Source organism: Variovorax sp. AB1(2024), assembly GCF_037482385.2.
Classification (GTDB): domain Bacteria; phylum Pseudomonadota; class Gammaproteobacteria; order Burkholderiales; family Burkholderiaceae_C; genus Variovorax.
Genome location: NZ_JBBHKP020000002.1, coordinates 568,262 through 586,455, shown reverse-complemented (window position 1 = coordinate 586,455; position 18,194 = coordinate 568,262). Strand labels below are relative to the sequence as shown.

At 65.9% G+C, this 18,194-nt stretch carries 14 protein-coding genes; 4 read left to right on the top strand and 10 right to left on the bottom strand.

Annotated elements, in window-relative coordinates; genetic code table 11:
• Positions 1-7: 7 nt before the first annotated feature.
• Positions 8-475, top strand: coding sequence for a nuclear transport factor 2 family protein (locus WIX39_RS29660; protein ID WP_409196708.1), 468 nt, complete (start codon positions 8-10; stop codon positions 473-475).
• A gap of 739 nt (positions 476-1,214) precedes the next feature.
• Here the strand turns inward: WIX39_RS29660 and WIX39_RS29655 are convergent.
• The 5 genes from WIX39_RS29655 to WIX39_RS29635 form a co-directional block, all read right to left on the bottom strand.
• On the bottom strand, positions 1,215-1,598 hold the full coding sequence (locus WIX39_RS29655; protein WP_409196707.1) for a nuclear transport factor 2 family protein: 384 nt from the start codon (positions 1,596-1,598) through the stop codon (positions 1,215-1,217).
• A gap of 30 nt (positions 1,599-1,628) precedes the next feature.
• Positions 1,629-2,057 carry a hypothetical protein gene (locus WIX39_RS29650; RefSeq protein ID WP_409196706.1) on the bottom strand — a complete coding sequence of 143 codons (429 nt, stop codon included), beginning with the start codon at positions 2,055-2,057 and terminating at the stop codon, positions 1,629-1,631.
• Position 2,058: 1 nt separating this feature from the next.
• A complete protein-coding gene (locus WIX39_RS29645; protein WP_081268913.1) occupies positions 2,059-2,673 on the bottom strand; it encodes a response regulator transcription factor in 615 nt (204 codons plus the stop codon).
• On the bottom strand, positions 2,670-4,847 hold the full coding sequence (locus tag WIX39_RS29640; RefSeq protein WP_409196705.1) for a sensor histidine kinase: 2,178 nt from the start codon (positions 4,845-4,847) through the stop codon (positions 2,670-2,672). The genes WIX39_RS29645 and WIX39_RS29640 overlap by 4 nt, the downstream gene beginning before the upstream one ends.
• A gap of 267 nt (positions 4,848-5,114) precedes the next feature.
• Positions 5,115-7,211, bottom strand: a complete 2,097-nt coding sequence (locus WIX39_RS29635) for a hypothetical protein (RefSeq protein WP_409196704.1) — start codon at positions 7,209-7,211, stop codon at positions 5,115-5,117.
• Positions 7,212-7,670: 459 nt separating this feature from the next.
• Between WIX39_RS29635 and WIX39_RS29630 the strand changes: the two genes are divergently transcribed.
• Positions 7,671-8,324, top strand: a complete 654-nt coding sequence (locus WIX39_RS29630) for an HAD family hydrolase (RefSeq protein WP_409196703.1) — start codon at positions 7,671-7,673, stop codon at positions 8,322-8,324.
• Here the strand turns inward: WIX39_RS29630 and WIX39_RS29625 are convergent.
• On the bottom strand, positions 8,319-11,861 hold the full coding sequence (locus WIX39_RS29625; RefSeq protein ID WP_409196702.1) for an indolepyruvate ferredoxin oxidoreductase family protein: 3,543 nt from the start codon (positions 11,859-11,861) through the stop codon (positions 8,319-8,321). The genes WIX39_RS29630 and WIX39_RS29625 overlap by 6 nt on opposite strands.
• Before the next feature lie 266 nt (positions 11,862-12,127).
• Between WIX39_RS29625 and WIX39_RS29620 the strand changes: the two genes are divergently transcribed.
• Positions 12,128-13,015: a LysR family transcriptional regulator gene (locus tag WIX39_RS29620; RefSeq protein WP_081268972.1), complete on the top strand. Its 888-nt coding sequence runs from the start codon at positions 12,128-12,130 to the stop codon at positions 13,013-13,015.
• A gap of 10 nt (positions 13,016-13,025) precedes the next feature.
• On the opposite strand, the gene WIX39_RS29615 is transcribed toward WIX39_RS29620, so the two are convergent.
• The 4 genes from WIX39_RS29615 to WIX39_RS29600 all read right to left on the bottom strand — a co-directional run bounded on the left by WIX39_RS29615 (position 13,026) and on the right by WIX39_RS29600 (position 17,421).
• Positions 13,026-14,276 (bottom strand): MFS transporter, encoded by a 1,251-nt coding sequence (locus WIX39_RS29615; RefSeq protein WP_409196701.1) that lies wholly within the window; start codon positions 14,274-14,276, stop codon positions 13,026-13,028.
• 103 nt (positions 14,277-14,379) lie between these two features.
• Positions 14,380-15,129, bottom strand: coding sequence for a hypothetical protein (locus WIX39_RS29610; RefSeq protein ID WP_409196700.1), 750 nt, complete (start codon positions 15,127-15,129; stop codon positions 14,380-14,382).
• A 21-nt stretch (positions 15,130-15,150) separates the two neighbouring features.
• Positions 15,151-15,930, bottom strand: coding sequence for a hypothetical protein (locus WIX39_RS29605; RefSeq protein WP_409196699.1), 780 nt, complete (start codon positions 15,928-15,930; stop codon positions 15,151-15,153).
• Between the two features lie 237 nt (positions 15,931-16,167).
• Positions 16,168-17,421, bottom strand: coding sequence for a hypothetical protein (locus tag WIX39_RS29600; RefSeq protein WP_409196698.1), 1,254 nt, complete (start codon positions 17,419-17,421; stop codon positions 16,168-16,170).
• A 103-nt stretch (positions 17,422-17,524) separates the two neighbouring features.
• Here WIX39_RS29600 and WIX39_RS29595 point away from each other — a divergent pair, with 103 nt between their 5' ends.
• Positions 17,525-18,184 carry a hypothetical protein gene (locus WIX39_RS29595; protein WP_409196697.1) on the top strand — a complete coding sequence of 220 codons (660 nt, stop codon included), beginning with the start codon at positions 17,525-17,527 and terminating at the stop codon, positions 18,182-18,184.
• Positions 18,185-18,194 lie beyond the last annotated feature (10 nt).

The window sequence follows — 18,194 nt, the reverse complement described above, 5'->3', positions numbered from 1 at the left end:
AGAACCCATGTCTACAAGTGATGTTGCCAAGCTCAACGAGAAGGTCATTCGCGAACTCTACGAGTCCGCGGAAGTCCGCGACGTCGATCGCTTCGTTTCGCTATTCGCCGAGGGCGGCTACTTCTGGGACGTCTCCGCCGGCGCGAAATACTTCGGCGCCGACATCGGAAAGACGGTGGAGATCTACGCGGCGGCCTTCCCCGACATGCATCGCGAGCTCGAGAAGTTCTACGTCCTGGGCGACGTCATCATCGTGGAGCTCTCCCTCAACGGAACCCATCGCGGCCCTCTCGCACTGCCCGGCGGCACCATCCCCGCAACCGGCAAGGAGATGCATGCTCCGTGCTGCGACGTGTTCCACCTGAAGGACGGCAAAGTTACCTCATTCCACTGCTACACGGCGGCGACCATTCTGCTCGGCCAAATCGGCGTCCTCGGCAACCTCGGGGCGGCATTCGTTTCGACGCAGGCCTGATCCTGGCGCGTGAAGCTCCCCGTCCGCAGCCAGAACCGGCCAGCGCGAGCTCAGCGCGCAATGTTTATCAGCACCAGCTTGCGCGTCGCGCGCGCTGTTAACCTGAGATGACTGCTCTTGAGCAAATTCTGCAGTGGTCGCGAAGGTCCGGCAGTCGCCGGTTGCTTCAGCTAGACAAGCTCACGCAGATGTCCGCAGCGGGCACGTACCGGCGGAAGGGGATTTCCCTTTCCGACGACCGCTGTGTGGCGGTCACCGGACGTTGAGGCCATTTATGCGAGCGGCCGCTTGTGGCCGAGTGCGGCCCTCGGAGAGCAATCTGCCCCGCTCGAGCCGGGCCCTGTCTGGCCCGTCTGCCCCAGCCTGGTAAACACTCGACGATTGCAACTGGCAACTGGAATGCTCAACTTCCGCAAGGCTTCAAGCTACGCCTTGCGATCCGGCGGGGAAGAGGAGTGCCGCCATGGATCACGATGAGCGCAGGTAGCGACGCGCGACGCTGGCGCCCTTGCGCGCGCCGACATGGCCCGCCGAGCAAATCCTGACGTTAGGGGTCAAATTTGGCGAGGTGGGCGGCGGCCAGGACCGAAACACACCTCTAAGTCGTTGATTTCATAAAAATCACGGTTCCATTCCCAGTGAAAAAATTCCATCCTCAATGGAGATCGACACATTCTGTGGACATGAATAGGTCGAATAGACAAGAACACCTGCTGCATGCCGCTGACCGCCATGTTGATCATGCGAGCCCTTCGACCCATTGCTGGCGCCAGGCCGGAGCTTCGAAAGGGTCTGCAAAGTACTGGGTCTCGCGCGCGACCTTTCCGTCCCGGAATTCCATGATGCTCACCGTGAAGGCGCTCTTGCCTTCGTAATCGATCGCATATTCGGTCACCCAGAGATTCCCCTCGCCGACGATCCGCCGAACGACAAACCCTGATGGCTTGCCTGGGTGATGGCTTCGAAGCGCTTGCAGGTTCTGTCGCCCATGGATGACCTCGCCCGACTGCGGATAGATGCACACTGTGTCGTCGTGATAGATCTCGTGCTCGGTGACCTGGTCGCCCGCAGCGGATGCGGCCCAATGTCGATTGATAGCTGCTCGAACAGTCTGCTCTTCCATCATCGATCTCCATTGGGGTTGGCTTGGTTCCTACCAGACACGCCACCAGGGCTTGCTCCGGGCATCTTTCGCCACCGGTGCTTCCTGAAGCAGCATCTGGCCGTCCGCGCCGTAGAGTTCCGACTCTTCTCCCTGCACCTTGGCCGAAACGGCCTGAGCCAGTTGCCACATCTTGCGCCGGATTTCCTCGTCGGGGTTCTTCGCGACGATGTTGCCTTGGTGATGCCAGATCCAGGCCATGTTCCCGTCGACGCCATGCTGGGAGTATTCGAGCCATACGGCCATGCTCTGGTCATTGACGCGAAGCACGTCGCCATCGGTTGTCGCTGCTTCGGCATATCCGTCGAGCCGCATTTCCTTGTCGGCATGAACGAGGTCGATCCACTCCTGCAGGGAGATCTCAGGCCCGTCTTCGCTGAACCAGTCTTCGCGGCGCGTGATGTAGATGTTGTAGCTCATGTCAAAGCGCATGCTCCCGCAGAAACCGATCGAGCTGGTGACTGTTCGACAACCCCAGCTTCGCAAACACATGCGCGCGGTGTGTCTCCACCGTGCGCTGCTCCAGCGGGGCGAGTTCCAGCGCGATCTGCTTGTTGGGCTTGCCTTCGGCCACGAGGCGGGCCACCTGCATCTCGCGCGGCGTGAGCTTGTCCCACAGCGCCTGCGCTGCTTGCCGTGCCTGCCGGCGCACGGCGTTCTCGCCAGCCTGCCGCAGCGCGCGGGCGATGTTGTCGAGCAGTTGTTCGTCGCTGCAGGGTTTCTCCAGCCAGCCGAAGGCGCCGTTCTGCACGGCCTCCACCGCCATGGGGATGTCGCCGTGGCCGGACAGGAAGATCACCACCAGCGGGCTTTCCTGTGCACGCAGCGCGTCGAACACCTGCAGGCCGCTCATGCCTTCCATGCGCAGGTCCAGGATGGCGCAGCCCGCGCGCTGGAGGTCGGCGCCTTCGAGGAAAGCCTCGCCGGAGGCGAAGGTCTGCACCGCATAGCCGCGCGACAGCAGCAGCAGGCCCAGCGAGCGGCGCACGGCCTCGTCGTCGTCCACGATGCACAGGTTGTTGGCAAGAGCGTTCATGGCGGTGAGATTTCCAGCGCAAGGGTAAAGACTGTGCCACCGCCGGGCCGGTCGGCAAAGGAAAGGCGGCCGCGGTGAGCTTCGACGATGGTGCGGCAGATGTTGAGCCCCAGGCCCAGGCCGCCGGCCTTGGTGGTGAAGAAGGGCGCGAACACCTGTTCTGCCAGGCTGGCATCGATGCCCGGGCCGTGGTCGGCGATGCGGATGCGCATGCGCCCGTCGAGCACCTCGGCGTCGATTTCCACCACGCGTTGGTCCTGCGGCGTGGCCTGCATGGCCTGCAGGCTGTTGGAGAGCAGGTTGAGCAGCACCTGCTCGAGCAGCACGCGGTCGCCGCGCACCGGTGGCAGCGTGGCGGGCACGCGCACTTCGGCGCGCACCTGGCGTTGGCGCATCTCGCCCTGCAGCAGCGCGAGCACGTTCGTCACCAGCGCCGCCACGGCGCAGTCTTCGGTGCCGACGGTGCGCTGGCGAACGAAGCCGCGGATGCGCCGGACGATCTCGGCGCTGCGCTGGGCCTGCGCCATGGTCTCGTCGAGGCTGCTCACCAGCAGCGCCTGGTTGCCCTGCTCGGCAAAGGCCTTGGCCGCGCTCGCGAAGTTGCTCAGCGCCATCAGCGGCTGGTTGAGCTCGTGGGCCAGGGTGGATGCCATTTCGCCGAGGCTGGCAAGGCGCTGGGCGTGCTGCAGCTGCTCGTCGTTCTGGCGCTGGCGCAGCTCGGCGCGCTTCTGCTCGGTGATGTCGACCACCGAGCTCATCCACCCGCTGTGCCGGCCGTCGGCGTCGATCAGCGGCGCGGTGTAGACCATGGTGATCACCTCGCGCCCGTCGCGGTGCCGCAGGCGCGACTCGAAGCCCGAGCGCGCGGGCTGGCCGCTCATCATGGCGTCGTAGTGGTGCCAGTGCCGGGGCACGTCGTCGGGGTGCCAGTACGGGTAGGGCGGCAGCCGGCCGAGCAGCTCGTCGGCGCCATAGCCCGTCATCTCGCAGAAGGCCGGATTGACGTAGGTGATTCGGCCTTCGAGGTCGCGCGCGCGCATGCCGACAAGCAGCGAGTCTTCCATTGCCTTGCGGAAGGCGTGGGCTTCGTCCAGAGCGTGGGTGCGTTCGCGCACCCGCAGCTCCAGGTCGCGGCGTGCGTCGCGTTGCTCGGCGAAGCGGCGTTCGCGCAGCTGCCAGTACAGGCCGCCGAGCAGCAGCACGCCCGCGACCAGCAGGCCCAGCATCCAGGTGCGTTCGCGCGCGCGGTCGACTTCGGCATGGTCGGCCATCACCGTCAGCGTCCAGCCAAGGTCGGGCAGAGGCTCGTCGACCGCGAGAAAGCGGCGTGTCTTGCCGCCGATGCTGGTGCGCACCAGGTAGCCGGGCTGGTCGCCGCCGCGCTCGAGCTGCCACGGCAGCAGCGGGAAATCGGTGCGCGCGCCGTACTGCTGGTCGCGCCGAATGCCTTCCACGTCGGTGGGCGACAAGGTGCGCGTGGCCCGGTACATCCACGTCGGCACCGAGCTCAGGAACACGATCCCGCGCGCGTCGGTCAGCAGGATCGGGTCGCGCACGAAGGTCCAGGCCTCCTGCAGCTGGCGCAGGCTGACCTTGACCGTCACCACGCCCAGCACCGCGCCGCCGTCCGGCCGCACCGGTGCCGAGATGAACAGGCCGGGTTCGCCGGTCGTCTGGCCGAGGCCGTAGAACAGGCCGCTGCGGCCGGCGCGCGCATCGCGGAAGTAGGGCCGGTTGGCATAGGACTCGCCGACGAAGCTCTGCGGCGTGTTCCAGTTGCTCGCGGCCAGCGTGAGGCCTTGCAGGTCGCTCAGGTACAGCGCGTCGGAGCCCGCCTGGCGGTTCACTTCCTCGATGTAGAGATTGGCGCGCTGCTTCACGGCGGCGTCCTGCGGGTGGGCGAGCGCGGCCAGCACTTCGGGGTGCAGGCCGGTGGTGAAGGGCAGGTAGCTGTATTTGCCGGCGGAGTCGCGCAGGCCGAGCACATGCACTTCCATGGCGCGGCGGATCGAGTCGGCCTGGAAGTTCGCCTCGCGCACGGCGGCCCATTGGCCGGCCAGGCCGATAAGTAAGAGCGCCACGGCCACGGTCGCGACCCAGGCGTACAGCGTGTGGCGGCTGGGGCGGGGCCTGGAGACCGGAGGTTCCGGCAGGGCGGGCAAGGTGGGCGGCATGGGGAAAAACAGGGCCGACCGGCGCGGCGACCGAGATTTTGCCCTGATCGTGCCGGTGCCCTCATTAGTAATGGATGCCGTAGGGCAAAGAGGGTGGGCGCTACACCTCCTGCGCTATGCCAACAGAGTCAGATGAAAGCCAACAATGGGCGAGATGACGGCGATGGAGAACGGTGGCGCTGGTGCAGTCTGCCCAATCGATCTATATGACGGCTTCAAACTGAACAAGGGCACTACGGACTGGAGGCACGCTCTTCAGGGTGCGGATCAGGTCGACAGTCCAATCCTGTCGACCTCGATCACGAATTGGCCCTTTGAACTGAAGGTTGGAGTATTCCTAAGCGCCAAGCAAAGAACATCGTATGCATAGGCCGTAAAGACCGTGAGCAACTCGTCCTCGCCACGGCTTTGCGCCGTCAGTTGTGGCTGATCCTGCAGCCAATAGATTTGACGAACGGTCTGCTTAATAGCGTCGCGTTCGGCCTCGTGGTGAGCGAGTAGGAAGCTCATCCGATTGGAGACGCTATGCGCTCGTGGTTCCATCTCGTGCCTGAGTAGAACGCCCTCCAGGGAAAACACACAGCTTCGCAGACGATCCAGTGGGTCCGCCGAGGTGGTGCCTTTGCTGTAGGTTATGAGACTTGCCCGTACTGACAGTGCGAACTCGCTCAGGCTCTCTGGTACTACGAGCGAAGCGGCGACGTCTAGGAGGTCGGACTTGAGTGCGGATATTTGCTGTATCGATAGGCGCCAGTGCCCCACCGATCTCGGCAAAGTATCTTGGCTAAAGATGAAACCTTCTTCGGGTAGAACAATCAGCTTTGATGTCGGAATGCAGTCCGCACCCATAAGAGCTACTGGACTAAACATGAACGATCGTGACGCCGCTGGTGAGAAAAATCTTAGTAGGCTCAAGGCGTCTTGAGCGATCTGCAGCGCACGTTTCTGAGCGGCTAGGGGTTCTGCCTCCATCGATACCACCATGGCTGCGTATCCTTGGAAATCCTGTCTCAATTTTTCGAATAGCTGGCCAACTTGCTTCTCCTGCTCAGGTCGAGTGACAGGTACCCTTTTACGGAGATGCTCCATTGCGGCAGCGGTAATGGATTCGACGCGAACGGGGCCGAAATAGAATCCCTGCTCCACTTCCATGTTCGCGATCGGGGCCCAAACCTCGACCTTCTTGACGCTTCCTCGTGCTGAGGCAGCTAATGCCTTTGAGAAAGGTTCCCCGTCCGCAGAAAAAAGTTGTCTTGCCCAATCGCAGAAGGTTGTCTTGACAAACTCACGGCTCAAGCCGTCGCGAGCCCAAGCTGATTTCATGACAGCGGCAATCAAACCGTCAAGGGCCTCATAGTCTCTCTCCCGCAGTCCGTAGTATTTTTCTTCATGGCGGATGAACATGAAGGCTGTCTCTCCGCCAACCTCCTTTCCCCAGAGCGAGACCGGCCCCATCGTCTCGCGGTCCGTAATCGTGGTGGTTGGCCTTTCAGTATCAAATCCCTTGGGAATTTTTTGGAAGTGAAGCTCACGAATTTTGCTTAGCAGAGTAGTTGAAATCTGATCGAGTTCAGTCGCCTGTATCGCAGTGAATTCAAAGAGCCCAATGGTGCCGGAATTGGGTTGTTCAGCGGGCTTGGCGGAGGATACCCGTCTCGCCGATTCAATCGAATGAAACTGTGCCTGGATCTGGTCGAGCTCTTCAAGGTCTGACTGATGATGTGCCGCGAGAGTGGCATCCAGCCATCCGTGGAATTGATTAACGAGCGTCAGATACTCCTGTACAAATTCGTGAAGATCCAAATGCTCCCCAGCCCTTTCTAAATAAACACGCGCTACTGGCTTCCAGTCCTTCCAATCTAAGAGCGATGCGGTGCCGTAGCGCACACCGGTTCGCGCCGATCCAGAACCATCCTTTGCGCCTGGATTGGCCGTGAAGTTCATAAACATGCTGGAGTTGGGAAGGCCTCTGTGCAGCATGTAGTTGCGAAGGCCCTGGACAAACTGCGCCACAGCGGACTCAGCGAAACTCGCTTTCGCTTGCTCTTCATAGGTCGCCAGAAGCTCCGTGCCGGCGTAGTGTTTTCTCATGAAGACCCGCGTGTGCTCAACCAAGGTCAAGGCGGATGAAACGAAGTTATGGACGTAACGATTCAGCTCGCGGTGGGCTTGACGTCCGGCTTCTTGATTCTTTTCCATCATCAGAGCTATAGCCTGATCGGGGTCTCTGATCCTCTGAACCGCCCCCATGAGTTCCACAGCATTCATCTGGAACACGTTCAGCGAGAAGCTGCGTTGGTAGGCACGATTGAGATACCGCGTGCCCGCCGAGTCCGAAATCTGTTGCAGAAGATCGGTGGCCATGTTGGACTCCCTCATTGTGATGCTGAGGCCTCAAAGCGCCTCTTCTTGGAAACTGAACGAAAAGCGACGGAACAGGTCCGGCGCGCTTCAGTATGCCGTTAGTGAGGTTCAGGAGTGAATAGCCCATGAACGGCCAATCAACAGAATATCGAAGGTCCGCTCTGGATTGAGATGTAGAGTCCAAATAGGTCTTTCAACTGACCGCTATCACTGCGAAGCAGAAGTGTGGGACGAAAGCCCGTACTGCGGCAAGCTGCCCCAAAGCACTGATATGACCCCGCCGGAACTTCTCGCCTTTCGCATGTGTTGCAAAGATTGCTTGTCTCAGGCTTCATGGCGAGATCGCGTCGACTGACTTCACGGCCGGAGTCTTCGGCCTTGTTGGCCGCTCAGCACATCGGCGTCGGTAAACTTTAGTCACTCCTGCGTACTGCCGCCTAGACGGCCAACTGTCCCCGGATGTCAAACAACTCCACCCTTGCCGCCTTCGACTTCGACGGCACCATCACCACTTGCGACAGCCTGCAGGAATTCGTGCGAGGCGTGGCCGGCCGCGGGCGATTCGCCGCCGGCGTGGTGCGCTCCGCCCCGTGGCTGCTCGGCGCATGGACCGGGGCCTGCGACCGCGGCGTGGCCAAGGCGCATTTCCTCGCGTCCACACTTGGCGGCATGGGGCGTCATGAACTGGAAGACGCCGCGCGGCATTTCGCGTCCAGCGAGCTGCCGGCGCTGGTTCGCCCGGAGATGCTCGAAAGAGTCCAGGCGCACAAGCGGCTGGGGCACCGGCTGGTGCTGATCAGCGCATCGCCGTCGCTCTATCTGCGGCCCTGGGCGGCGCAGGCCGGCTTCGACGCCGTGCTGGCGACCGAACTCGAATTTGCCGGTGACCGCTTTTCCGGCCGGCTGGCTTCGGCCAACTGCTGGGGTCCAGAGAAGACACGGCGCCTGCGGGAGTGGCTGGCCGGCGAGCAGCCCGCCAGGCTCTATGCCTATGGCGACAGCCGGGGCGACCGCGAGCTGCTCGCGCTGGCCGACCGGCCGTGGCTGCGGGGCGACGGCGAATTGCCCGTGCTCCCCGCCGTTCCAACAGCAGCCACGGCCCTACCGTCATGAAGCGGCGGCGCTAAGTTCCCTCTCGCGTTGCGGCGCAGCCTCCAACTGTTTCGCCAGCGCCTGCCAGCGCACCCGCGCGGCCACCACGCTCTCTTCCTTCACATGCCCGAAGCCGCGGATCTGCTCCGGCAGCCGCGCCAGCGCGAGCGCGCTGTCGAAGTCGATGCGGTCGAAGCGCTCCAGAATGTCTTCGACCATGGCCCGGTAGTCCTCGATCAGCTGGCGCTCCATGCGCCGCTCGGCCGTGCGGCCGAACACGTCGATCGCCGTGCCGCGCAGGCCACGCAGCTTCGCGAGCACGCGGAACGCGCGCATCATCCACGGGCCGAAACTGGTCTTCACCGCACGGCCTTCGGCATCGCGGCGGCTGAGCACCGGCGGCGCAAGGTTGAAGCGCAGCACGGGCTTGCCTTCGAACTGCTCGTTGAGCTTTTCCATGAAGCGCGGATCGGTGTAGAGCCGCGCGACCTCGTACTCGTCCTTGTAGGCCATGAGCTTGAACAGCCCCGAGGCCACGGCCTTCGCCAGCACGGTGCCGCCGCGCTCGCGCTGTTCGAGCACGCGCACGCGCTCGACCAGTTCCGCATAGCGCTGCGCATAGGCGGCGTTCTGGTACGACGCGAGAAATGCGGTGCGGCCTTTCACCAGGGCCTCGAAGCTCTGCGGCCGCTGCAGCGCCACGACCTTTTGCGGCGAGGCCTCGCGCGTCACCGCCGCGAGGTCGAGCGCCGCCTTGCGGCCCCAGCGGAATGCCGCCTGGTTCGCCTTCACGGCCACGCCGTTGATCTCGATGGCCTTGCCCAGCGCCTGCGCCGACAGCGGCACGAAGCCCTTCTGGAACGCGAAGCCCAGCAGGAACAGGTTGGCCGCGATGGCATCGCCCATGAGCCGCGTCGCCAGTTGCGTCGCGTCGACGAAGTCGGCGCGGCCCTCCACCGACTCCTCGATGAGTGCGCGCACCTGCGCGGCCGGAAACTGCCAGTCGGGCTGCTGCGCGAAATGCCCGGTCGGCTGCTCGAAGGTGTTGACCAGCGCATAGGTGCGCCCCGGCCGCATGCGCGCGATGGCGTCGGGCGCGCCGGCCGTGAGCATGTCGCAGCCCAGGATCAGGTCGGCTTCGCCGGTAGGGATGCGCTGCGCCTTCAGTTGCGCCGCGTCGCGCGCGATGCGCACGTGCGAGGTCACCGAGCCGTTCTTCTGCGACATGCCCGTCATGTCGAGCACGCTCACGCCCTTGCCCTCGAGATGCGCCGCCATGCCGATCAGCGCGCCGATGGTGATGACGCCTGTGCCGCCGATGCCGGTGATCAGGATGTTGTGCATGCCGTCGAGCGCGGTCTGCTTCGGCTCTGGCATCGGTGCTTCCTCGGCCGCGGACTTCGCGGTCACGGGCGCCTGTTTGCGCGGCTTCACGCCTTCCACGGTCACGAAGCTCGGGCAGAAGCCGTTGATGCAGGATTCGTCGGCGTTGCAGGCGCTCTGGTCCACGCTTCGCTTGAGGCCCAGGTCGGTCTGCTTCGGCAGCAGCGCCGTGCAGTTCGACTGCTCACCGCAGTCGCCGCAGCCTTCGCACACCGCGTCGTTGATGAACACGCGGCGCGCGGCCTGCGGGAACTCGCCCTTCTTGCGCCGGCGGCGCTTTTCGGCCGCGCAGACCTGGTCGTAGATGAGCACCGACACGCCCTCGAACTCGCGCAGCTCGCGCTGCACCGTGTCCATCTGGTCGCGGTGGTGCACGGTGAGCACGAAGCCGTCGCGCTCGGGCGGCAGCAAGCTGCGATCGGCCCAGCGCGTCGGGTCCTCGGCCACCAGCGCCAGGCGCTTCACGCCTTCGGCCGCCATCTGGTGTGCGATGCGCGGCACGGTGATCGGGCCGTCGACCGGCTGGCCGCCCGTCATGGCCACCGCGTCGTTGTAGAGGATCTTGTAGGTGATGTTCACGCCCGCCGCCACGGCCGCGCGGATGGCGAGCGAACCCGAGTGGTAGTAGGTGCCGTCGCCCAGGTTCGCGAACACGTGCCTGCGCTTCGAGAACCATGCCTGCCCCAGCCAGGGCGCGCCTTCGCCGCCCATGTGCGTGGTGGTCTTGTTGTGCTCGGGGTAGATGGCGGTGGCCATCACATGGCAGCCGATGCCCGCGAGCGCGAGGCTGCCTTCGGGCACCTTGGTCGATGTGTTGTGCGGGCAGCCCGAGCAGTACCAGGCCGGTCGCGAAGGCGTGGCCACGGCCTTGCCGAGCACCACGTCCTTCGCGTCGAGGATGGCCAGCCGCATGCGGATGCGGTCGCTGGTGTGGAAGCGCGCCACGCGAGCAGCAATGACGCGCGCGATCTGCGCCACCGAGAAGTCGGCCGTGGCCGGCAGCAGCCACTTGCCGCGTGGATGCGCGCCCCATTCGCCCTGTTCGTCGAACTTGCCGATCACGCGCGGGCGCACGTCCTCGCGCCAGTTGTAGAGATGCTCCTTGAGCTGGTATTCGACGATCTGGCGCTTTTCCTCCACCACCAGGATCTCTTCGAGCCCGTCGGCAAACTCGCGGATCGAGTCGGGCTCCAGCGGCCAGGGCATCGACACCTTGAAGAGGCGAATGCCGATGCGCGCGGCTTCGTCCGCGTCGATGCCCAGCTCTTCCAGCGCCTCCAGCACGTCGCGGTACGACTTGCCCGAGGCCACGATGCCCAGGCGTGCCTTGGGTGAATCGATGGTCACGCGGTTCAGCCGGTTCTCGCGCGCATAGGCGATGGCGGCGTAGATCTTGTAGTCCTGCATCAGCGCTTCCTGCTTTCGCGCCTGCACGCCGAGCGTGTCGGTCGACAGGCGCGCATGCACGCCGCCTGGCGGGAAGACGAAGTCCGAGGGCAGCCGCGTGTGCACGTCGAGCGCACCGGCGGCGATGGAGCCCGACGACTCGACCGTGTCCGCCAGCGCCTTGAAGCCGACCGGCAGGCCGGCAAAGCGCGACATCGCAAAGCCGTGCAGGCCCAGTTCGATGTATTCCTCCACGCTCTGCGGATAGAGCATCGGGATCATCGAGGCCGCGAACAGGTGGTCGCTCTGGTTGGGCAGCGTGGAAGAAGAAGCGCCGTGGTCGTCGCCCGCCACCAGCAGGACCCCGCCGTTGGGCGAGGTGCCCGCGTGGCTCATGTGCTTGAACACGTCGCCGCAGCGGTCGACGCCGGGCGCCTTGCCGTACCACATGGCGAACACCCCGTCGACCGCGCTCTCGCCGGTCAGGTGCACCTGCTGCGTGCCCCAGACGGCGGTGGCCGCCAGCTCCTCGTTCACGCCGGGCAGGAACTTCACCGCGTTGGCTTCCAGCTGCGGCTGTGCCTTCCAGAGCGCCTCGTCCAGGCCGCCGAGCGGCGAGCCGCGGTAGCCCGAGACGAAGCCCGCGGTGTTCAGACCCGCCTTCTGGTCGCGCCATTTCTGCACGAGCATGAGGCGCACCAGTGCCTGGATGCCGCTGAGGTAGATCCGGCCTTCGGTGGCCGTGTATTTGTCGTCCAGCGCAACGCTGGCCAGTTCGTGGGATGCCATGACAGAAAAAGACTCCGGGTAGGACTCGTGGAATGCGGGCATGGCCCCGGTAGGGTGCCGGCCCGCGAAACGCCCCGCCGGGGTAGGCGGCGAGGCAGCAACGATTCTTCCGCCGCGCACGCGGAAAGTGCTTCTTCGTTTTGGCCGGCTGGCAGGGTTTGCGGAAGATCTGTCTTTTTCTACGGCATCCGGCCGAAAGGATTTCGTCGGCGCTCCGGCGCCGCGCCGGCCGCACAATGGCGGCCCCGCAGAACGACGAGAACCCGATGAGACCCGACCTCGATTCGCTGGCGCTTTTCCTTCGCGCCATTGAGCACGGCAGCCTGTCGAAGGCCGCCGCCGAGAGCCACATGGTGCTGTCGGCCGCGAGCCGCCGCCTGGCCATTCTCGAGGGGCACCTGGGCGTGGCGCTGCTGAACCGCACGTCGAAGGGCGTGACGCCCACCGGCGCTGGCGAGTCGCTGGCCATGCATGCGCGCCAGATCCTGCGCGACGTCGATCGCATGCGCGCCGACCTGTCCGACTACGCGCAGGGCGCCACCGGCCGCGTGCGCCTGCATGCCAATGCCTCGGCCATGGGCCAGTTCCTGCCCGACGACGTGGCGAGCTTCCGCGTGCGCTACCCCGAGATCCGCGTGAGCGTGGAGGAGCACCGCAGCGTCTACATCGTGCAGGCCATCCGCGACCGGCAGGCCGACGTGGGCGTCATCACCAGCGAGGCGGTCGACCCCGCGCTCAACTTCATTCCCTACCGCACCGACCGGCTGGTGGCCATCGTGCGGCAGAAGCATCCGTGGCGCGGGCGCGAGGTGTCCTTCGAGGAACTGCTCGACTTCGATTTCGTCGGGCTGGAGGACGACTCGGCCATCTCCCGCACGATGGAAGACGCCGCCATGAGCGCGCGCAAGGTGCTGCGACTGCGTGTGCGGGTGAAGAGCTTCGAGGCCGTGTGCCGGATGATCGAGGCGGGCATGGGCGTGGGCATCCTGCCCGAGGGCGCCGCCGTGGCCTACCGCAAGGAGATGAAGCTGCGCTTCATCAATCTCAGCGACGCATGGGCCTCGCGCCGCATGTACCTGTGCACGCGGCAGGAGGCGCTGACGTTTCCGCAGCGCCGCCTGGTCGATCACCTGCTGGCGCGCGGCATTCCCTAGCGCACGGCGGTCAGCCCGGCGGCTGCCGGCGCTTCGCGAGCCAGTTCCACCCGGCGCCCGCGGCCATCAGCACGCAGGTGCCGAGGAACACGGCGCGCATGCCCACGTGCCCGCCCACGAAGCCGCCGAGCAGCGGCCCCGCGACCTGGCCGGTGTACTGCGCCGAGGTCGAGTAGCCGAGCATGTTGCCGGCCACGCGCTCGGGCACGTTGTGGCGGATCACGCTCGCGATGCACGGCAGCAGCCCGCCGAGCGACAGCCCCATCAGGAAGCGCAGCACCACCAGCTGCCAACCCGAGGTGACGAAGGCCTGCGGCACCAGCAGCACCGCCGACACCGCGAGGCAGCCGACGATCACGTTCCAGTGGCCCACCCGGTCGGCCAGCTTGCCGAGGCGCGAGGCCGAGAGGATGCTGCCCAGCGCGGCCGCGGACATCACGAGGCCGGCGACCATCGTCACGCGGTTCGGGTCCTCGACCAGCGTGGCCACGTACACCGTGATGATCGGCTCGATCGACATGTTCGCCAGCATCAGCAGCATGCCGGTGAAGAGCATCGCGACCAGCGGCCGCTTGTCGGGCACCGCGGCCCAGCCGGCTTCGGCCGCGCCGCGCTGCTTCGACGCGGCGGGAGTTCTCTTTTCCTCGCGGATCAGGAAGGCGGTGGCCAGGAAAGCCACGAAGATCATCGCGCCCGCCGCGAAGAAGGTCGCGCGGATGCCGATCAGCGGCGGCAGCAAGCCGCCCACCAGCGGGCCCACGAGGTTGCCCGCCATGATGGCCGACGACATGGTGCCCAGCGCCCAGCCGGTGCGCGCCTTGGGCGTCTGCGTGGCCACGAGCACCATCGAGCCCGAGGCATAGCCGCCCAGCAGACCGGCCAGCAGCCGCAGGCCGACGAGCTGCCACACGTTGCCCGCGATGCCGATGAGCGCCATCGCCACCGACATGCCCAGGCTCGCGCGGATCAGCATCGGCTTGCGGCCATAGCGGTCGGCCAGCCGGCCCCACAGCGGCGCCACCAGCGCGGCGCTGAAGAAGGTCGCGCCGTAGGCCGCGCCCGACCATTGCACGATGGCCGCATGGTCCTTCACGCCCAGCTGCTCGACGTACAGCGGCAGGAACGGCAGCAGCAGCGTCATCGCGATGATGGTGGTGAAGGAGCCGAACATGCACACGGCGAGGTTGCGCTGCCAGTGGGTGTCGGTGGCGGTGTCCGCTGCTTCTTTTGCGGCGGCGTCTGTGGTCGTCGGATTCGTCATGGGGCGGGCCCATTGTGTGACGGCGCGGGCGATGGCGCGCCTGCCGATTGGCGGCGGGGCCCATCGCCGTGCGGGAAGGGCGCGCAGCGGCGTCCCGCTCAGGTCAAAGCGGCCGGACCTGCCATGCCGAGTCAGGCCCGAACAGTGCCTGGCACTTGGGGCATTCCTCGGAGAAGAACGGAATCGTCGCCTTGCAAGATGGGCACACGCCCATGCGCACGGGGGCCTCGAAATCGCCCGCCATGGCCGTGCCGGCGAACGGGCCGAACGGTGCCGGTGGTGGCGCGAGCGGCACCAGGGAAGTGAGCAGTCGTTCCTTCAGCGCGGTGCGCGTCTGCTCGTCGAGCCCCTCGCGATCGACGTAGGCATCGACGGACTTGCGCCGCTTCTCGAGCCAGTCCGGCTGGTTCTGGCGCCAGACGGTGAACGCCTCCGCCAGCAACATGCGCAACACGGCCGGCGACAGGCCCGTGAAGAGCAGGTGCAGCTCGCCGACGTGCGTGACCAGCGAGATGAAGGTCTGGGCGCTCGGCTGCGTGGTCGAGCTGGTGACCTCCTTGTTGGTGGAGCCGCCGGACAGCAGGCCACCGAACAGGCCGAAGTCCGGGTAGGTGTGCCCCGTCGTCGTGATCGCGTGATTGCCGAGCGAGAGTTCGGCCAGTTCGAAGTAGGGCACCGCCACGGGGTCCCGGCTTTCCACTGCCACGGCCACGCAGGTCGTGCCGAAGGCCAGCGCGACCTTCTCGTCTCTGAAGAAGGCATAGCCCGCCGCGCTCACGACCGTGCATTTCGGCAGCGTGGGCGTGTTCGGCAGCGGCGCGAAATCGAAGTCGAGGCGCAGGGGTGACGTCATGGCGGCTGTGGCCGGGGAGTTTCAGCGGGTCTTGACCTGAGAGCGCACGAACTCGAACACCGAAGTCTTCTCGCTCGCCGTCACCTCGAGGCGGATCACGTCGTCGGGCCTGGGTGTCGGGTCGCAGCAGTTCTTCAGGACCAGGTCGCCCGTCACCATCTGCAGCGGCTCCACCGTGTTCAGCTGCAGGATAGAGTTGGCCGACTGCTCCTGGCTCTCCGCGTTGTATTCGATCTGCCGGATGCCCAGCACCGTGGCGCCGCCCACGGCCGCGCCGGCCAGCATGCCGGCCACGGGGTCGTACACGCGCACCGTGTTCGTGCCGGCGAAGCTCGTGATGCCGTGGCGGCCGACCACCGAGCCCGAGTAGTTCTGGCGGTAGGTCTGGCGCGACGCACCATAGGCCGCCGCGCCGGCGGCCAGTCCGCCGATGATGGCCAGCGCCACCTGCTTGGCCTGTTTCTCCGACTGGATCTCGGCAATGCGCTCGCTGTAGGTGTAGATCTGCACCGGCGCCCCGCGGAAATAGGCCTTGACGTTGTCGGTGCTGAAGTTCACGGGCGCGGCCGTGTTGTTCGCATAACCCAGCGTGAAAGTCGGCTGGGTCGGGCCCTGCATCTTGAAGCGCGAGTAGACGAAGAGCTCGCGCGATTCGTCCTTCTCGGTCAGCGTACCCACCCCGTCGGTGTACTTGATTGTCTGCGCGGTGTCCTGGCCGGGGCGCGGTGTGTAGGTGATGTTGGCCGTGGCGCAGCCGCTGACGAACACCGAAATGGCGACGACGCAGCAGAGGGTACGCATGGAAGAGCCGCTGCGGGACTCGGGCCGGACAGGGGAGGATTCGAATTTGCGCTGCAATGCGCCGCTGACAGCAATCACCGGGACTCCGTTCGTTGTGCTGGGGGAAGACTTGGCCCGGTGGCCGAACTGACCAGGGCCTGACCGCACAATCGTAACTTAACGTATCTAAATGTCAGAGGATCGTTACTGACAGCAGTGTGGCTGCGCGGGTCGAGGTGGAAGCTTCTGTGAATTTGTTCACGAATTGCCGACGTCAGGGTGCCACAGGCTGCCCCATGCGCCGACCAGCGCGATGAGCCCGCCTGCCATGACCACGGTGACAGCCGCCCCGAGCCCGCCGAACAGCAGCGCGCCGAGCCCCGCGCCGGCCATCATGGCCGCGGCCGTCAGCGCGAGGCGCAGGCGGATGATGCTGGCGAGTTCGGCGCCTTCGAGCCGTGTCTGCAGGAAGGTCATCATGGGAATGAAGAACGTCGGCCCGCCCAGGCCCGACACGAAGGCCGCGGCCATCATCGACGGCAGCCATGCGGCCTGCGGCAGCAGCCAGAACGGCAGTGGCACCAGCGCCAGCGCACCGCCGAGGACGACGTAGCCGTTGAACATGAAGCGGCCGAGCCGCGCCGGCCGGTAGGCAGCCACCCAGAAATTCGACAGGAAGTCGCCCGCGCCATATGCGGCCGCAAGGGCCGCCACCGCGCCGAGGCCGCTCAGGCCAAGGCCCGACAACCCTGTCTGCACGACCAGGAACGGAAGGCCGAGGCTCACGCCGATGGTCCAGGCTGCAAGCACTGCGGTGTTGGCCAGCAGCAGGAGGCGGATGTCCTTGTGCCGGACCATGAGCGTGGCACCCTGCATCAGGCGCCGGGAGACCGGCACCGGCGGGGCGGGCGCGGCGGGCCTCTCTCCGAGCTTGCCGAGCTTGCCCATCGCGGCCACGGCCCATGCGGAAGCGAGAAAGCTCACGGCGTTCACGGTCAGGAAGTGCAGCACCGGCAGCACCGCGGCCAGCAGGCCGGCGGCGAAGGGACCGGTCAGCCGCGACAGCCGCGTCGTGGCGTCCAGCAACGCATTGACGCCCTGGACCCGCTCCTTCGTTCCCGCCACATGTGGAATGCTGGACAGCAGCGCCGGCTGGAACAGCGCGCTCAACGCCGCCAGCGCCATCGCCGACGCGACGAGGCTCCAGAGCGTCAGCCCGTAGATGCCCGCGAGCACCACGGGCAGCACCGCGACGAGCGCCGACACCAGGTCGGTGCCGATCATCGTGGCCCTTGGCGAGAGGCGGTGCGCGAAGAGCCCGGCACCCAGGCTCACAACCAGCACCACCGCGTGCTGTGCCAGCGGCAGGAGGCTGGCGCTGGAGCCGGCAACTTCGATGGCGAGCCACAGTACGGCCATGCGGTTGAGCTCGCTGCCGAAGCCGGAGAAGGCGAGGCCGGCCCACAGGCATGCGGTGCGGCGTTCGCGCAGCAGTTCGATGAACGGGTGCATGGCGCGATTGTGCGCATTCGTCCCGCAGCGATCTCGCCACCCGCTTGCCGCCCGCATGATGGTCACGGCCTGTATGGCGGCGGCCGTATGATCATCCGAGACCATGCGCAACTCACTCGACTTCAGTTCCTGGCAGGGCCTTCTGACAACGCTGCTGGGCCTCGTCGTGGTGTCCTTGGTGGCGGTCGGCATCCGCCTCGTCGTGATGCACGGCGTGCAGCAGCGGCGCGAGCGGCAGAACCGCCAGATCAACGAACGGCTCAAGACGCTGATCGCAGCCTACAAGGTGCTTGGCGGTTCTTTCACGGGAGACCTGTCGGTGGATCCCAGCCATCTGCGCGAACTGCGCGCGCGTGAAGGCGTGGAGACGTCAGCGCTCACCGCCTCCGATCGGCGCCGGCGCATCCGCGATGCGGTGGAGGCTGCGCTGTCGGACGTCATCCTGCTGGGCACCGAAGAACAGGTGCGCCTCGCGGCGCAGGCTGCCAACGACATGGTGGCAGGGCGGCCGGTGGAAACGGCGGAATTGGTGGTGTCGCTGCGGCTTTTCATCCGCGACGTGCTCGACCTCGATCCGATTTCGCCGCATCTCGGCATCCCCAAGCAAGGCCCGGTGCGGGCCAAGGGTGCTGGCCCGCGCGAGGGCGGAGGAGGGAAGGGCAGCGGGGGTTCAGAAAGAGGCGGTGGCGCGGGGGGCGGCGGTGGCCTGGGCCTTGGCGCGGGCCTGCCCGGCGAGACCGCGCACGACCCCGCCTCGTCCTAGCGCAATCGTC

Coding starts and splice junctions, on each gene's coding strand:
- WIX39_RS29610 (WP_409196700.1), bottom strand. CDS start 15,129: ATGACGTCACCCCTGCGCCTCGACTTCGATTTCGCGCCGCTGCCGAAC.
- WIX39_RS29650 (WP_409196706.1), bottom strand. CDS start 2,057: ATGAGCTACAACATCTACATCACGCGCCGCGAAGACTGGTTCAGCGAA.
- WIX39_RS29615 (WP_409196701.1), bottom strand. CDS start 14,276: ATGACGAATCCGACGACCACAGACGCCGCCGCAAAAGAAGCAGCGGAC.
- WIX39_RS29655 (WP_409196707.1), bottom strand. CDS start 1,598: ATGGAAGAGCAGACTGTTCGAGCAGCTATCAATCGACATTGGGCCGCA.
- WIX39_RS29640 (WP_409196705.1), bottom strand. CDS start 4,847: ATGCCGCCCACCTTGCCCGCCCTGCCGGAACCTCCGGTCTCCAGGCCC.
- WIX39_RS29635 (WP_409196704.1), bottom strand. CDS start 7,211: ATGGCCACCGATCTTCTGCAACAGATTTCGGACTCGGCGGGCACGCGG.
- WIX39_RS29660 (WP_409196708.1), top strand. CDS start 8: ATGTCTACAAGTGATGTTGCCAAGCTCAACGAGAAGGTCATTCGCGAA.
- WIX39_RS29620 (WP_081268972.1), top strand. CDS start 12,128: ATGAGACCCGACCTCGATTCGCTGGCGCTTTTCCTTCGCGCCATTGAG.
- WIX39_RS29600 (WP_409196698.1), bottom strand. CDS start 17,421: ATGCACCCGTTCATCGAACTGCTGCGCGAACGCCGCACCGCATGCCTG.
- WIX39_RS29595 (WP_409196697.1), top strand. CDS start 17,525: ATGCGCAACTCACTCGACTTCAGTTCCTGGCAGGGCCTTCTGACAACG.
- WIX39_RS29645 (WP_081268913.1), bottom strand. CDS start 2,673: ATGAACGCTCTTGCCAACAACCTGTGCATCGTGGACGACGACGAGGCC.
- WIX39_RS29625 (WP_409196702.1), bottom strand. CDS start 11,861: ATGGCATCCCACGAACTGGCCAGCGTTGCGCTGGACGACAAATACACG.
- WIX39_RS29605 (WP_409196699.1), bottom strand. CDS start 15,930: ATGCGTACCCTCTGCTGCGTCGTCGCCATTTCGGTGTTCGTCAGCGGC.
- WIX39_RS29630 (WP_409196703.1), top strand. CDS start 7,671: ATGTCAAACAACTCCACCCTTGCCGCCTTCGACTTCGACGGCACCATC.